Annotated in this window: 13 protein-coding genes; 5 read left to right on the forward strand and 8 right to left on the reverse strand. The window is 58.4% G+C overall.

What is annotated here, in order from left to right:
* Positions 1-142: 142 nt before the first annotated feature.
* From FYJ63_RS09790 to FYJ63_RS09800, 3 genes are all read right to left on the reverse strand, one after another.
* Positions 143-451, reverse strand: coding sequence for a helix-turn-helix domain-containing protein (locus FYJ63_RS09790; RefSeq protein WP_229770122.1), 309 nt, complete (start codon positions 449-451; stop codon positions 143-145).
* Positions 448-690, reverse strand: coding sequence for a type II toxin-antitoxin system RelE/ParE family toxin (locus FYJ63_RS09795; protein ID WP_268233725.1), 243 nt, complete (start codon positions 688-690; stop codon positions 448-450). Before FYJ63_RS09795 ends, FYJ63_RS09790 begins: the two co-directional genes overlap by 4 nt.
* Positions 691-1,420: 730 nt before the next feature.
* The gene (locus FYJ63_RS09800; protein WP_154546227.1) at positions 1,421-2,044 is read right to left on the reverse strand and encodes a ferritin-like fold-containing protein; all 624 of its coding nucleotides are present in this window, start codon (positions 2,042-2,044) and stop codon (positions 1,421-1,423) included.
* Positions 2,045-2,094: 50 nt separating this feature from the next.
* Here FYJ63_RS09800 and FYJ63_RS09805 point away from each other — a divergent pair, with 50 nt between their 5' ends.
* The 3 genes from FYJ63_RS09805 (at position 2,095) to FYJ63_RS09815 (ending at position 6,437) form a co-directional block, all read left to right on the forward strand.
* Entirely contained in the window at positions 2,095-4,278 is a 2,184-nt protein-coding gene (locus tag FYJ63_RS09805) for a cell wall-binding repeat-containing protein (RefSeq protein WP_229770124.1), read from the forward strand.
* Between the two features lie 84 nt (positions 4,279-4,362).
* A complete protein-coding gene (locus tag FYJ63_RS09810) occupies positions 4,363-5,979 on the forward strand; it encodes a DEAD/DEAH box helicase (protein WP_154546277.1) in 1,617 nt (538 codons plus the stop codon).
* The gene (locus FYJ63_RS09815; RefSeq protein ID WP_229770125.1) at positions 5,979-6,437 is read left to right on the forward strand and encodes a transglycosylase; all 459 of its coding nucleotides are present in this window, start codon (positions 5,979-5,981) and stop codon (positions 6,435-6,437) included. The genes FYJ63_RS09810 and FYJ63_RS09815 overlap by 1 nt, the downstream gene beginning before the upstream one ends.
* Before the next feature lie 55 nt (positions 6,438-6,492).
* Here the strand turns inward: FYJ63_RS09815 and FYJ63_RS09820 are convergent, their stop codons facing one another.
* Entirely contained in the window at positions 6,493-7,377 is an 885-nt protein-coding gene (locus FYJ63_RS09820) for a PHP domain-containing protein (RefSeq protein WP_154546229.1), read from the reverse strand.
* A 30-nt stretch (positions 7,378-7,407) separates the two neighbouring features.
* Between FYJ63_RS09820 and FYJ63_RS09825 the strand changes: the two genes are divergently transcribed.
* Positions 7,408-8,922 (forward strand): aminopeptidase P family protein, encoded by a 1,515-nt coding sequence (locus tag FYJ63_RS09825; RefSeq protein ID WP_154546231.1) that lies wholly within the window; start codon positions 7,408-7,410, stop codon positions 8,920-8,922.
* A 36-nt stretch (positions 8,923-8,958) separates the two neighbouring features.
* On the opposite strand, the gene FYJ63_RS09830 is transcribed toward FYJ63_RS09825, so the two are convergent.
* Entirely contained in the window at positions 8,959-10,986 is a 2,028-nt protein-coding gene (locus tag FYJ63_RS09830) for an acyltransferase family protein (protein ID WP_154546233.1), read from the reverse strand.
* A gap of 99 nt (positions 10,987-11,085) precedes the next feature.
* Between FYJ63_RS09830 and FYJ63_RS09835 the strand changes: the two genes are divergently transcribed.
* Positions 11,086-12,219: an Mrp/NBP35 family ATP-binding protein gene (locus tag FYJ63_RS09835; RefSeq protein WP_154546235.1), complete on the forward strand. Its 1,134-nt coding sequence runs from the start codon at positions 11,086-11,088 to the stop codon at positions 12,217-12,219.
* A gap of 200 nt (positions 12,220-12,419) precedes the next feature.
* Here the strand turns inward: FYJ63_RS09835 and FYJ63_RS09840 are convergent, their stop codons facing one another.
* The 3 genes from FYJ63_RS09840 to FYJ63_RS09850 all read right to left on the reverse strand — a co-directional run bounded on the left by FYJ63_RS09840 (position 12,420) and on the right by FYJ63_RS09850 (position 14,044).
* The gene (locus tag FYJ63_RS09840) at positions 12,420-13,010 is read right to left on the reverse strand and encodes an O-methyltransferase (protein WP_154546238.1); all 591 of its coding nucleotides are present in this window, start codon (positions 13,008-13,010) and stop codon (positions 12,420-12,422) included.
* Positions 13,011-13,088: 78 nt separating this feature from the next.
* On the reverse strand, positions 13,089-13,256 hold the full coding sequence (locus FYJ63_RS09845) for a DUF3117 domain-containing protein (RefSeq protein WP_154546240.1): 168 nt from the start codon (positions 13,254-13,256) through the stop codon (positions 13,089-13,091).
* Between the two features lie 65 nt (positions 13,257-13,321).
* The gene (locus FYJ63_RS09850) at positions 13,322-14,044 is read right to left on the reverse strand and encodes an LOG family protein (protein ID WP_154546279.1); all 723 of its coding nucleotides are present in this window, start codon (positions 14,042-14,044) and stop codon (positions 13,322-13,324) included.
* Between the last annotated feature and the right edge of the window lie 51 nt (positions 14,045-14,095).

The raw sequence follows: 14,095 nt of genomic DNA on the forward strand, positions 1-14,095 counted from the left end.
TCGAGGAATACTACCTAAACCAAGAAAACCAGCACATCACCAGGCGAAGCCTCCCCGGATGGGGCGACGGAATCATCTGGAACGAACTCCACCACACCACCCCCTACAACAACACATGGGACTAACCGGACTGTTGCAAACCTTAGGCAATAGCAAGGCGTTTGTCGCCCACGAGACATTCGACCTCGAGTTTTCCGCCGAGAGCCTCGATGTAGCGGCGAATCGTGGAAACTTTGGAGTTTTCCAGATCCCCGTTTTCAATCTTGGAAACTTGGCGTTGCGAAACCCCGATGCGTCCGGCCAACTCGACTTGCGACAGCCCAGCGCTCTTGCGGAGCTCACGCAACTCATAGGCGCACATTTCGCCAAGCATGCGCTCCTTGTGCGCCGCAACCTTTGCCTCATCAACCGGGCGCTTCTCCAAGTAGTCTTCCATATACATTTCCATCATCCTTCCTTTCCAAGTCCCCGAAGATAATCGTCATAGAGCTCATCAGCCAGCGGTATGTTTTTCCGATACCAACCCTTCCAATCCCCCGCTTTATCCCCAGCCAAAAGAAGAACCGCCTGGCGAACTGGATCAAAAGCAAACAAGATTCTTACTTCACTTTTTCCGGACGAGCCTGGGCGAAGCTCTTTCATATTGGAGTGACGCGAACCTTTAACCACATCAACCAAGGGACGACGCAAAGCGGGACCCCGTTAGGCAAGGATTCGCAAAGCTGCCACAACTTGCGCCAAGGTGTCATCATCAAGGGAGTCCAACCACTCCTTGACTAAATCGACCTTGATTTTCCACATAAGTCCATTATGGAACCTCGGGGGTATAAATGAAACGGTATGGAACCATCAAAATGAGAGGCAAATTTCGCCATCAAGGAGCGTATAGGCGGGTTCGTGTCGAAATTCTCGCCACAAATTCCGGAATGTCGTGTCTTCATTACGCCGTTTGGGTCAAACCCTTGTGGCTACACCCTCGCAAGCTCGCTACGCCGGTGGGGTCAGACCCTTCTGGCTGCATCGCTGACGCGATTACGCCTCCGCGACGAAGGTCGAGCGAAGTGCCGCGCTTGCGCGAGCACTTCCGAGACCAAGGAAGCGGTGTGTAATTTGCGAAGCAAATTACACACCGAGAGGTCTGACCCCGCCGGTTACGCCAGAGAGGTCCGACCCAGCGGCTACGAGAGGTCTGACCCGCCGGCTACGCTCAAATCCAACCGCCAAGTGCGCTACAAAAACAGCACCATAAAAATCGGGAAATAAGTCAGTTTTCTTTCAACCATGTATCAACCGCGCTTTTACCGCGACCGAAGAAGGTAAAACCTGCAAAATTCGCATTTGGTTTAGAGGAATTCCTGCAAAATTCGGGTTGGTGACAGGAATCCTGCGCCACCGCAACAGTCGCCCGCTATCGCACCAGTCAGAAAGTCAAGCCGAGGTCTTCCATCCGCCGAGAGTGCGCGGTCGTGATCTGGTCAGCGATTTCGCGAGCAGTACGCCCCTCTTCGACAAGATCCGGATAGGTTTCGAGCAAGTTCTTCACTCCGGCCAGGGCCTCGCCCGCGACGCGGCGCCCCCACATGGAAAGCCGCGAAGTCAAGGCCGGATCCTCCGCGATGGCCCCGGTCAACCGCGACCGCACCCACTCGGCGTGGCCCGTCGCGCCGGCAACCCCGAGGATTTCGCTCAACTCCGACCCGACGCTCTTCCCGACGAGCATCTCCATATCGACCAAAACGCCGACGAAAACATAGCTTTTCACCATGCGCTCCCACCAGTCCCGCGGCCGGGTGCGCGCCTCCATGTCATCAAAGAAGCCGACGTAAGGCTGGGTGAGTTCCGCCAAATCGAGCCCGCGTCGAACCGCAAAAGCCTCCAGGTCATCAATCGCCGTGACAAAAGACACGCCCATCCGCGCCAAGGAAAGCTGGTCGGCGAAGTTTGTTGTCTGGGAAACATCTCGAGCGAGCCGGGCGTAGGCCGTTATCCGCGCAAAAGCAACCAGGCCGAGAAGATTATCGCGAGAGGTGGGGGTGGTATCCATGAGAACATTCTATGAAGAGCCGAACCCGAATCCAAGACAGGAGAGCCTAAATGTCGGAAAATAGGAAAGTGCATGATTTTTTCGCTTCTCGGGTTTTCCGCGGGTCGTTAGCGACCGGCGCCGCAATGTCGCTCGCCTTTGCGGCCACGCCCTTGTTGAACTCCTCCCTTCCCGCAAACGCCATCCCCGCCGAACCCGCACCCGCCACCACCGAGAGCGCTCCCACTGCCGGAGACACCACCCAAGACGCGGCTCGCTCCCGTTTCGAAACCGTCTGGGATAACGCCAACGCGGTAGTACCCTTTTCCACCGGCTCCATCATTTCTTCTTGTACCCCCGGCCAAGCCAATCCGGAAGCCACCACCAAAATGCTTATGGCCTGGAACTATATGCGTTCCTTGAACGGCTTAGCTCCCATAGAGATTCCGCTAGACTCTCCGGCAAGCGCTCCCGCCCAAGCCGCGGCGCTCACTGCCGCCATCGGCCCGGTGGCCTCCCCGAACCCGGCCGCTATCCAAGGCGCGGCTTGTGTCACCGATGACGCCCAACTCGCCTCCAGCGCCGGAGTTATCGCCCGTCTCGAGGGAATCGTCACTCCTGCCACCGAAATCCTGCGCTACATCACGGAGGCTTCCACTTCGAATTCCAACGATAATCTCGGCCACCGCCTCGAACTTTTCGCCCCGCAGCAAGCCCGAGCCGCTATCGGCGCTGTCTCCATTGGAACCTCCGGCCCGACCGCTTCTTCCCTCCAGCTTTTCGACTCTTCCTACCAGCAAGCTGGTCGTCCTCTCAATCCCCCTTTGTGGGAAGATGGCCGCCCCAGCCCGAACACCATCACCTGGCCCGCCGCCGGGTTTTTCCCCACTAAACTCCTTCCGACCGGCGCAAACGAGTCTATTTCTCGCTGGTCCTTCTCGGCGCGCTGTTCCGACCTTCGCTCCGCTAAAGTCACTCTCACTGGGCCGAACGGTGCAATCCCTCTCGAAGTTATCCGCCGCAACGAGCCCGGGGTTGACCCGAGCCTCACGCCCTGGGACTATGCCGGCTATGACACGGTTCTTTTCAAAGTCCCCTTGTCGAACCTCACGATTCCAGAGTTTTACGCCACTTCCAAATACCAGGTGAGCGTCACCGGAATCCAGCCCGCCGCAGGCTGTACGAACACTCCCACTAGCGCCTCCTATACCGTGGATCTCTTCAACTCTTCTTGGCCCGCCGACCCCTACGGGGACGCTGACGGGGACGGGATCGAGAACTATCAAGATCCCCAGCCGCATATTCCGGATCTTCACACCAATCGGATTGCTGGAGCCGACCGGATTGAGACCGCCGCGAAAATCGCCCTCGCGATGGCCGGGAGCGGGAACGCGACCGGAACCCCGAAGAAAATCTATCTGGCTCGCTCCGATATTCTCGTTGATGCCCTGGTGGGTGGGGCTTTGAAGGATGGTCCGGTACTGTTGCTACCACCGGAAGGCCACCCGCTCCCCGACACAGTTACCTCCGTCATCAAGCGCCTCAACCCCGAAGAGATTATTGCCCTCGGCGGACCGGCAGCGGTCTCTGATTCGCGCCTCTATGAGGTTGCCGCGGGTCGAAAAGCCACCCGACTCGGGGGTTCGAATCGGGTCGCAACTTCCATTATTATTGCCCGCCGCACCGGCGCCGCCGCCGATTCGCTTTACTTGGCGCAAGCCTTCGGTCCCGGAGGTTCCGCGAGTCCCGACGCTCTTGCCGGCGCCGCCCTTAGTGACGGGCCCATCGTTTTGGTGGATTCATCCGCCCCAACCATCGCCACCATCCGCCAGCTCGCCGCCGACCTCCAGGTGAAACGCGTCGTTGCCCTGGGCGGGCTGGGAGCGGTTCCAGTCACCTTGTTGAGCGATATTGCCGTGGGTCGTGCCGCCACCCGCCTCGCCGGCCCCGACCGCTACGCCACATCACGGGAAGTGGCTCGGGAGGCCTACCGGCTCCGCCCCACCACCCGCGCCTACCTCGCGCGAGGGGATGTGTTTGCGGACGCGGTGGCGGGAGGCAAACTCTCAGACGGGCCACTGCTCTTGCTGCCACCGAAATGCCAGCCCCTTGATCGCGAGACCCTGAAGACACTTTCGGAGATTCAGGCTTTCCAGGTGACTGCTTTGGGCGGGGAATCCGCAGTTTGCGAGGCGAATCTACAAGCGACTTTGCAATGGCCGGATGTGGTCAACGAAACAGTTACCGAATTTTGAGGGCCTCCGTTCGAGATAGAATGGGAATTCAACGAGACATAGATTTGGAGAATATCAGTGACAAGCGAAGCAGACCTGGAAGCGATGGCCGCCGATAACGAGGTTGACGCCGACATCACGGGAGTCAACGACCTGGAGGCCAACCAGGACAAAACTTTCGCGGATTTCGATGTGGAGCCTGAAATCGTGGAGGCCCTTGCTGACAAGGGCATCCTCCACCCCTTCCCCATCCAAGCCCTGACCCTGCCGGTGGCTCTCGAACGCCACGATATTATCGGCCAGGCGAAAACCGGAACGGGGAAAACCCTCGGGTTTGCCATCCCGATTCTCCACGACATCATTGGTCCCGGCGATGAAGGCTGGGAGGACCTCGATGCGCCGGGAGCCCCGCAGGCTTTGGTTTTGTTGCCGACCCGCGAGTTGGCGAAACAGGTTGCCGCTGAAATCCGCTCCGCGGCCGCCCACCGAGTAGCGCGGGTTTTGGAGGTTTACGGCGGGGTCGGTTTTGAGACCCAAATCGAGTCACTCAAAGGCGGGGTCGAAGTCGTGGTCGGAACCCCGGGACGCTTGATTGACCTCATGAAACACGGGGTGTTGCGCCTAGGGGAAGTCCGAACCCTCGTCCTTGATGAAGCCGATGAGATGCTCGACATGGGATTCCTCCCCGACGTGGAGACTCTGATTGGCGCGACCCCGAAAGACCGGCACACGATGCTGTTTTCCGCGACCATGCCCGGGCCGGTGGTAGCCCTGGCGAGGCGCTACATGTACCAGCCGACCCATATTCGCGCCGCCGATCCGGCGGATGATTCCAAGACCGTTCGCCAAGTCCGCCAGTTCGCGTATCGGGTACATTCTCTCAACAAAGTCGAAGTCACCGCGCGGATTCTCCAGGCGCGCGAACGTGGCCTGACCATCATATTTACACGCACGAAGCGAAACTGCCAGCGGTTGGCTGATGATTTGACCGAAAGGGGTTTCGCCGCCGGAGCCATCCACGGTGACCTCGGGCAATCCTCCCGCGAACGCGCCTTGCGGGCTTTCCGCCACGGCAAAGTCGATGTCTTGGTCGCGACCGATGTGGCCGCGCGCGGCATCGACGTTGATGATGTCACCCACGTCATCAACTATGAGTGCCCCGAGGACGATAAAACTTATCTCCACCGTATCGGACGCACCGCTCGCGCCGGCCATTCCGGAACCGCCGTGACCTTCGTGGATTGGGAGGATGTCACCAGGTGGCGGGTCATTAATCGGGTGCTGGATTTGGGGATGGAAGACCCGGTCGAGACCTACCACACTTCGGACCATCTCTTTACTGACCTCGATATTCCCCAAGACGCCCCAGGTTATCTCCCACGTTCCCAGCGGAAACGGGCCGGACTCTCCGCCGAGGAACTCGAGGATCTCGGTGGAGATTCGATGGGCAGTCCGCGCCGCGGTCGGGACGGACGGGACGGTAGAGACGGTCGAGGAGGTCGCGGCGGACGGAAGGAACGTGGCGGTCGCGGAGAACGCGGCGGTCGCTCTCACCAAGACGAGCGCCCCAAGGGCAAGAAACACCACGACAACCGAGACTCCAAATCCCGAAAAGACGCGAAAGACGGTTCGAAAAAAGACCATCTGAAGGACTCCCCCAAAGGCTCCAAGAAGGATCGCAAACGCAAGCGGACTCGTCGCGTGCATAAGGGAGACGACTGATGATTGATCACCTCACCCCTTTTGAAGGCGTAGTTTTCGGCGGCATCATTGCCCTCGGGATTCTCTCCATGCTGAGCCCCGAGGAGAACACCCAGCTCATCGGGGCGATTCTTCTTGCGGCCGGATTCTGGGGTGGGGTCGTAGCGCTGGTTCGCGCCTTGGCTCACCGCGAAGCGGGGTCTCTCTATGTATTCTGTTTTGTCGGGGCGCTGATTGCGGGACTCGTGAAATTCTTCGTTTTCCCCGATGTCGGCCAAGACGGTGGCAACCGCGTCATCTGGGCTTTCATCATTGGAATCGGGGTGGCCGGAGTGGTCGGTATCGCCCTAAACGCCTTGATTCGCAAGCCTCCGGATGACCCTGAATCGGCGCGGCAACAGGCCGAAGAAGCGGAAGTCGCATCCGATGGAGCGATGCCGCTGCAAGGCAACGATGAGGCGCCCGAGCCCCAGGAGTGACCTAACTCCTAGCTTCCCAAGCGCCTTGGTTCGAAAAAACGCTGCTCCCAGTTCCTTAGCGTTCTGTAAACTCAATCGAACCCAGCAGCGGCACCACCCCGAGTTCCAGGATAATCCGCAGACTCTCTTCCGGCATGGTGTTTTCCCCCAGCCGGTTCGGTTTCCCCGTGCCGTGGTAGTCCGAGGCTCCAGAAACAAACAATCCCAATTCCTGGGCCAAATCCCAAGCCAACTGGCGAGCCTCCCCGACCATTTCGCGGTGATTCACCTCGATGCCTTTCACTCCCGCTTTCGCGAGGTCTCTCACCACCTCGGGAGCGAGAACATGTTTGGCGCGTCCCTTTGAAAACGGGTGGGCAATCACCGGAACCCCGCCGTCCGCGAGCGTCGCCTCCACCACTTCGAAAGTGTCGATATTGGGGCGGAAAACATAGTAGGGACTTCCCGGATTTAGGGCTTTTTCGAAGGCCTCCTGGCGGGTCGGGAAATATCCTTTCCGAACCAAAGCATCGCCAATATGAGGCCTCCCTGGGGTGAGACCTGTAATCTCCGCCTCCACGTCTTCCCAAGTCAGAGGATAATCAACATTGATTTTCGCGACCATTCGCTTCATTCGTGCCAGCCGGTCGTGATGCGCGTTTTTCAGCACCGCCGCGATATTCCCGCGACTGGGGTCGGGAAGATAGGCCAGGAGATGAATCGGAGCGTGATTGACCGAGGTGGAAACCTCTGAACCGAGAATGATGGCCGGAGGATTCCCACCCACTGCCAGCATCTCGGCATGCGCCTTACGGAAAGCGTCCCAATGGTCAAAGGTGTCGTGGTCCATCGCGCCGATAACATCGAGGCCGACTGCTACCGCTTTTTCAAGCAGTTCTCGCGGCGAGTCGGTGCCGTCGGAGAGCGCGGAATGAACGTGAGGGTCGATACGTAATGCCATAAGACCAGTTTACCGGCGTAGGATGGAGACATGACTAGTGACCAAAAAGATACTCGCTCGAAGAACCGTTCTCGCCAACCCAAATCCGCTGAATTCCGGAAGTTTATGGGAGATAACTGGGGTCCGCGTCCCACGGGAGGCTATGAGAGAACCGAGGCGGCACCTTTCGCCCAGCAGCGCCGCGTCAAACTCGGTGAGCAGTTCCGCGGAGTCCGCCTCGTGGTTCCGGCGGGCGCTTTGGTGACCCGCAACAACGACAATGATTATCGTTTCCGTCCCCACTCTGCCTTCTCGCATCTCACCGGCCTCGGGACTGACCGCCAGCCGAATGCGGTTCTCGTTTTGAATCCGGTTAGGGAAGGTGAAATCGGAGAGGCTGAAGGCACTCACACCGCTACGATTTATTTCCGCCCCCGCGCTTCTCGGAAATCCGAGGAGTTCTATTCCGATTCGCGCTACGGGGAGCTGTGGGTGGGAGTGCGCCCGAGTCTCGAAGAGTTTGAGCGGATGAGCGGGATTCACTGCGAACACCTGGACACTCTTCCAGATGTTCTGGCCAAAGATGCCGGTCAGGTTCAGATTGCGATGATTGCGACCTCGGATGCGGAAGTGACCGCGCTTGTCAACGAGGTTCGTGCGGGCGCCGGCATCGACGCGGAGTCCGCCAAGACGCTGGATGACAAACTGGAAGAAGCGACCTCCGAGTTGCGGCTTCGAAAAGACGCTTGGGAGATAGACCAGATGCGCCGCGCTGTCGCTGCCACTAAAGAGGGCTTTGAACAGGCAATCCGTTCTTTCCCGCGGGCGACTCGTCACTTCCGCGGCGAGCGCGTTATCGAAGGTGCGTTCGGGGCGCGCGCCCGTGAAGTCGGCAATGGGCTTGGCTACGACACGATTGCGGCCTCGGGGGAACACGCTGCAACCCTCCACTGGATTGAAAACGACGGGGAGGTGCGCGACGGAGATTTGATTCTTATTGATGCCGGAGTGGAGCTGGACTCGCTCTATACCGCCGATATAACGCGGACTCTGCCGGTAAACGGGCACTTCACCGAGATTCAGCGCCGCGTCTACGAGGCAGTGCTGGACGCGGCCGATGCGGCTTTTGCGCGGGCGAACGAACCGGACTGTATTTTTTCCGATGTTCACGACGCGGCGATGGAAGTTATTGCCAAGCGCCTTGATGAATGGGGCATTTTGCCGGTGTCGTGGGAGAAATCTTTAGAGCCGGAAGGCCAGTATCACCGCCGCTGGATGGTTCACGGGACGTCCCACCACCTCGGGATCGATGTCCACGACTGTGCCCAGGCGCGTCAGGAAATGTATAGCGGGGCTCGGCTTGAGCCCGGCATGGTATTCACGATTGAGCCGGGGCTCTACTTCCGGAAAGATGACCTCGCTGTTCCCGAGGAATATCGCGGGATTTCGGTTCGGATTGAGGACGATATTCTCGTGGGTCCGGACGGGAAATGCGAGCGTATCTCCGCCGGAATCCCCCGCACGGCCAACGAGGTGGAGGCCTGGGTTCAGAGCCTGCTCCAGTGAGTTCGCCACAGTCTCGAAGGCTCGTCGGCTGGGTCTTTACTTCGTGAACTGCTGGATGGCATCAAAAATAAGCTGGGCATAAATATCTTGGCCGCCCGGCTCCGGGTGAACCGAGTCACCCGCCAGTAGCTCCGGATGCCCCGCAATCGCCGCATCCCAGGCCGCGACTTTCACCCGATCTGGATACGCTCCCGCCAGCGAATATATGGTTTGATTTGAAATCTCAATCCATGACTGGGAGGGCTTGCCGTGTCCGGTCACGAAGACAATCTTCGTGGTGGGAGGGACCTCTTTCATCAATTGCTCCCCGTCTTGAGCGCGGAAGGTCGAGTTCGTGGCCAGCGAAAACACCAGGTAGGGCCGGAGCGTCCCCTGGTCGCGCATGGCCCGCATAATCGACAAGCCGGCTGCAGAAGACCTGGACACCTCGGCGTTGATATTCACCCCGGGAAGCTTAGCTGCGAGTTTCGGAGCCGAGGCGAGAGTAACCGAGTCGCCAATAATATCCACCTCGGATCCCTGAATCGGGGGCTGAGAGGCGCTGGGTTTAGCGCTGGCCTTCGAATCTTTAGAAGTCGTGGGTTTTTCGGGCGGATTCTTCTCTGGCGGGGTCTTTGCTGAGCCCTGAGAGTCTTCGGCTCCCGGCATCGCGGGGGCGCTGGAAGACTGTTGATGCTTCAAAAACGCCTGACCTTGCTCCACCAGAGCAGCCCCACTCGACTTGGCCGGAGCCACAATCATGGCCACCACCAGCGGAGCCACCAGCACCACCGCAACGAGCAGGGAAAAGACGTTTCGTTTCAACAAGGGCCATCCCTTAGTGAAGTGACCCATCCACTGTTGCCAGGTCTTGACCATGCCGTTTCTACGCATCGGGTTTTCCACGAAAGTGTAGGACAGGTGCGCTGCCAGAACGGAGAGAATCGAGATAATGACCAGGGACAGCCATTGCGGAAGCCGCGGGGCCATCCCCATCACAAGGACAAACACCGGCCAATGCCACAGATATAGCGAGTAGGAGCGCAATCCGAGCCACACGAGCGGGCGCCAACTCAAGAGTTCCACGAGAACCTGTCCGGGGCCGCTCACCCCCGAAACCTCCTCCATACAGGCTTGGATAATGCCGATTGTCAACACGCTCACAGCCAGCACGCCCCAAGGGTAGGTGAAGTTGTCGCTGTCCCTAATGATGAGGAAACTTACCAAGACTCCGACCATCCCCAGCCAGGCCACTCCCCCGCGCAGTTTCACCGTGGATTTATCCAGATAGTGCGGGGTGTTTTCCAAGGCCATCGGGAACATCATCGCGAGCATCGCCCCCAGCATGAGCCCAAAAGCGTGGGTGTCGGTTCCCTCATAGATGCGGGTGAGGTCAAAGTGTCCGGCTTTCATGAGGGCCATTTCCGCCACGGAAACCCCAGCCAAGGCTGCGGGGACAATCCAGCGGTAGCGGCCACGGAGCCGGAAGACCAGGAGCAGGATTAAAGGCCAAAATAGGTAGAACTGCTGTTCCACCGCGAGGGTCCACATATTCGACAAGAACTGGGGATTGGCTCGGTCGAAGTATGACTGGCCGAAGAAAATGTTGAGCCAGTTGTAGGTGAAAGTAAGCGAGCCGATGACTTGGCGTCCGATTCCGACGAGGAAGTCGCGGTTCACTAACGCGGCTAGCGGCACTGTGACGAGCACCGTTAGAGTTACGGCCGGGAATAGCCTGCGGAATCGTTTTGCCCAGAAGCGTCCCAAGCGGATTTTTCCCGTCCGATGTTTTTCTTTGGCAAGGATGGCGGTTATCAAAAACCCCGACAGGACGAAGAACACATCGACGCCCATGAATCCGCCGGGCATCCAGTTCGGAGCCACGTGATACACCAGAACCGCGAGAGCCGCTAGCGCCCGCAAGCCATCAAGTCCCCGCAGTTGGTAGCGAGGGATTTTCCCAGACTTGCTAGCGGGAGGAGGCGTGGTTGCCTCCGGCGTGGCGCTTCGGCTTGGGCTGTCGCTTTGTTGGCTTTGGCTGACGCTCAGGCTTTGGCTCGCTCCCTGGCTCGCACTTTGGCTCATCCCCGCAGGTCTCCTTCCCCTGGTCTCACCCTCAATAACAGGTATCTAGCCTAAACCCTCGTTCGGACTTTTAACGAATGAAAAGATAGCATGGAACCTATGACTGTAACTACAGATGAATTGATGAAAGTCCTTGAAAAAGTCAAGGATCCGGAAATTAATCGCCCCATTACTGAACTCAACATGGTTCGCGATTTAACCATTGATGACTCGGGTCAAGTCGAGGTACAAATCGCGCTGACCATTGCGGGATGCCCCTTGCAAACCCAAATTGAACAAGATGTTCACGACCAACTCATGGCAGTCGAGGGCGTCACGCAGGTTACTGTGAAGATGCACACTATGACAGATGAGGAGCGCGAGAAGTTGCGCGAGAAACTCATGGGAGCCCGCCCGGTGATTCCTTTCACCCAGCCCGGGAACCTCACCCGCGTCTACGCCGTCACCTCCGGGAAGGGCGGAGTCGGGAAGTCCTCGATTACGGCGAACCTCGCGGTCGGACTGGCGAATCTTGGCCTCGAGGTCGGGGTGTTGGATTGCGATATTTATGGTTTCTCGATTCCGCGAATGCTCGGGGTTGAAGGGGAACAACCGACTCCGGTGGGGAACATGATGATGCCGCCGACCGCGCACGGGGTGAAGGTTATTTCGATGGGCATGTTCGTACCGGACGGCCAGCCGGTCGTGTGGCGCGGGCCGATGCTGCACCGCGCTCTGGAACAGTTCCTCTCCGAGGTTTTCTGGGGGGATCTGGATGTGTTGTTGCTCGATCTTCCGCCCGGGACCGGAGACGTGGCGATTTCGGTCGGCCAGCTCCTCCCGAACGCGGAGATTATTGTTGTCACAACTCCGCAACAGGCAGCCGCGGAAGTCGCCGAACGCGCTGGTTCTATCGCCAGCGGGACGAACCAGAAGGTCGTGGGCGTAGTCGAGAATATGAGCTATCTCGAAGGCCCGGGTGGATCTCGGATGGAGATTTTCGGAACCGGTGGCGGGGAAACCGTGGCGCGCCGGCTCGCGGGAATTCTCGGCTATCCGGTGCCACTCTTGGCGCAGATTCCTTTGGAAATCGCCTACCGCGAGGCCTCGGATAACGGAGAACCGATTGTGGGCTCCGAGGCAGCCGCCAACGGGAAATCCGTGGCTGGCGCGGCTTTGCGCGGGCTCGCAGCGGAACTCAAAACCCGCTCGGAATCCCTCAAAGGACATCGCCTCAACGTGACAGTCAAGTAGGCGGAGCCGACGGGTCGGACCTCTCTGGTGGAATGAGCAAAGCGAATGTAACCAGAAGGGTCTGACCCTAACGGCGTAGCCGAGTCAACCTACTCATTTACCAATGGGGACGGGCCAAAATGGTAAATCTGAGATTTACCATTTTGGCCCGTCCCCATTGGTAAATTTTTGCGAAGGAAAACCGTCCCTGACTGTTCCGTCTAGCGATTCTTAACCGCCACCAGGAGCCCGTCCCCGCAGGTCAAAAGATTCTCAGTCCAATCGTCCGATTCCCGAATCGCCCGCAACGCCTCACGAAGCGCCACCGTGTCGGGCTCGCGCCTTGCTGGATCCGCCACAGAATCACGCCACAAGGCGTGCGCCACCACTAAGACTCCCCCGGGCCGTAAAGCCCGATAGAGCAGGTCAATATAGGCTTGAGTTTCTTGCGGATCCCCATCGATAATCGCCATATCGTAGGCATTTTTGCTCATCCGCGGCAAAACCTGCAAGGCGCGTCCGGTAATCATCCGCACCCGCGTCAGCGGCACTCCCGCTTGATGAAATAACTCCTTGGCGATTTGATGAACCTGCGCTTCAGAGTCAATCGTTGTCAAAACGCCGTCATCAGGCATCCCAGCCAAAGTCCACAGCGCGGAAACTCCCGCGCCTGTCCCGACTTCCAGCACCGCGCGAGCCCGCGAGACCCCCGCCAACATTCGCAGAGCCGCGCCAGTAGCGGGAGAAACCGGAACTGCCCCGAGTTCTTCCCCGCGAGCCCGTGCCGCAGCAATCGCATCAGATTCAAGCAAAAAGTCTTCAGCGTATGACCAACTGAGCGTCTTATCCCCAGAAATGATAGGCTCCTTCGAATATTTACAGCGCGGGCGCTACTTGGTGAATTTTTCGAGTTCCTTCGCGAGAGTGGCTACTTCCTCATCATTTAGTTCAATCACGAGACGCCCCCCGCCATCAGCGGGAATGCGCATCACATTGCAGCGCGGTTCTTTAGTGACTTCCAGGGGTCCGTCCCCAGTGCGGGGTTTCATGGCTGCCATCGGTGCCTCTTTTCCAATTTACGGCTTGTTAACGCAATTATATCGAAATTGGAGCGGTTTTGGGGTCACGGGAACTGCAGGGAATTTTCTTTCACGACGTAAAGCGCCTCTTCAGCCGTGTCCACGACTTGAATCAAGGCGACTTCTTCGGAACTCACCATTCCTTCGGTAACCAGCCGTTTCTTCAACCACTTCACCAGGTCATCCCAAAACTCGTGACCGACCAAAACGATGGGGAATTTTTGGATTTTATGGGTTTGGACCAAGGTCACGGCTTCGAAAAGTTCGTCCAAAGTTCCGAATCCCCCCGGCAGCGCGACGAAAGCCTGGGCATACTTGACGAACATCGTTTTACGAACAAAGAAATACCTAAACTCAATCCCCAAGTCGATATAGTCATTCATCCCCTGTTCGTGGGGCAGTTCAATCCCGAGCCCCACCGCGAGCCCACCATTTTCGTGAGCCCCCTTGGAGGCCGCCTCCATCAATCCCGGACCGCCACCCGTAATGACGGTGTATCCGGCCTTCGCAAAGACTCGCCCCAGATCTTCCCCGAGACGGTAATATCTATCGTCCTTTGCAGTTCGCGCCGAGCCGAAAATGGTGACGGATTTCTCGATGTCAGCCAGCGATTCGAAGCCGTCAACGAATTCCCCCATAATCCGAAGCACCCGCCACGGGTCGCCGTTGGTCCATCCCGGTTCCACTTTGGAACGCAGTAATTGCTGGTCAGCCTGTTCGCGGTTGGCGCCACCAAAAGTCCCGCGGCGTGTCAAAAACGTCTTCATCTTTTCCTCTTCTTCTTCCCTCAACAAGCCCATCCTACACGGGGTCACCAG

Origin of the sequence: Mobiluncus porci (assembly GCF_009695935.1) — a bacterium.
Classification (GTDB): domain Bacteria; phylum Actinomycetota; class Actinomycetes; order Actinomycetales; family Actinomycetaceae; genus Mobiluncus; species Mobiluncus porci.

Excerpts from the sequence above, each read along its gene's own strand:
- FYJ63_RS09845 (WP_154546240.1), bottom strand. The coding sequence starts at position 13,256 with ATGGCAGCCATGAAACCCCGCACTGGGGACGGACCCCTGGAAGTCACT.
- FYJ63_RS09835 (WP_154546235.1), top strand. The coding sequence starts at position 11,086 with ATGACTGTAACTACAGATGAATTGATGAAAGTCCTTGAAAAAGTCAAG.
- FYJ63_RS09815 (WP_229770125.1), top strand. The coding sequence starts at position 5,979 with ATGATTGATCACCTCACCCCTTTTGAAGGCGTAGTTTTCGGCGGCATC.
- FYJ63_RS09830 (WP_154546233.1), bottom strand. The coding sequence starts at position 10,986 with ATGAGCCAAAGTGCGAGCCAGGGAGCGAGCCAAAGCCTGAGCGTCAGC.
- FYJ63_RS09825 (WP_154546231.1), top strand. The coding sequence starts at position 7,408 with ATGACTAGTGACCAAAAAGATACTCGCTCGAAGAACCGTTCTCGCCAA.
- FYJ63_RS09805 (WP_229770124.1), top strand. The coding sequence starts at position 2,095 with ATGTCGGAAAATAGGAAAGTGCATGATTTTTTCGCTTCTCGGGTTTTC.
- FYJ63_RS09790 (WP_229770122.1), bottom strand. The coding sequence starts at position 451 with ATGATGGAAATGTATATGGAAGACTACTTGGAGAAGCGCCCGGTTGAT.
- FYJ63_RS09810 (WP_154546277.1), top strand. The coding sequence starts at position 4,363 with ATGGCCGCCGATAACGAGGTTGACGCCGACATCACGGGAGTCAACGAC.
- FYJ63_RS09820 (WP_154546229.1), bottom strand. The coding sequence starts at position 7,377 with ATGGCATTACGTATCGACCCTCACGTTCATTCCGCGCTCTCCGACGGC.
- FYJ63_RS09850 (WP_154546279.1), bottom strand. The coding sequence starts at position 14,044 with ATGAAGACGTTTTTGACACGCCGCGGGACTTTTGGTGGCGCCAACCGC.
- FYJ63_RS09800 (WP_154546227.1), bottom strand. The coding sequence starts at position 2,044 with ATGGATACCACCCCCACCTCTCGCGATAATCTTCTCGGCCTGGTTGCT.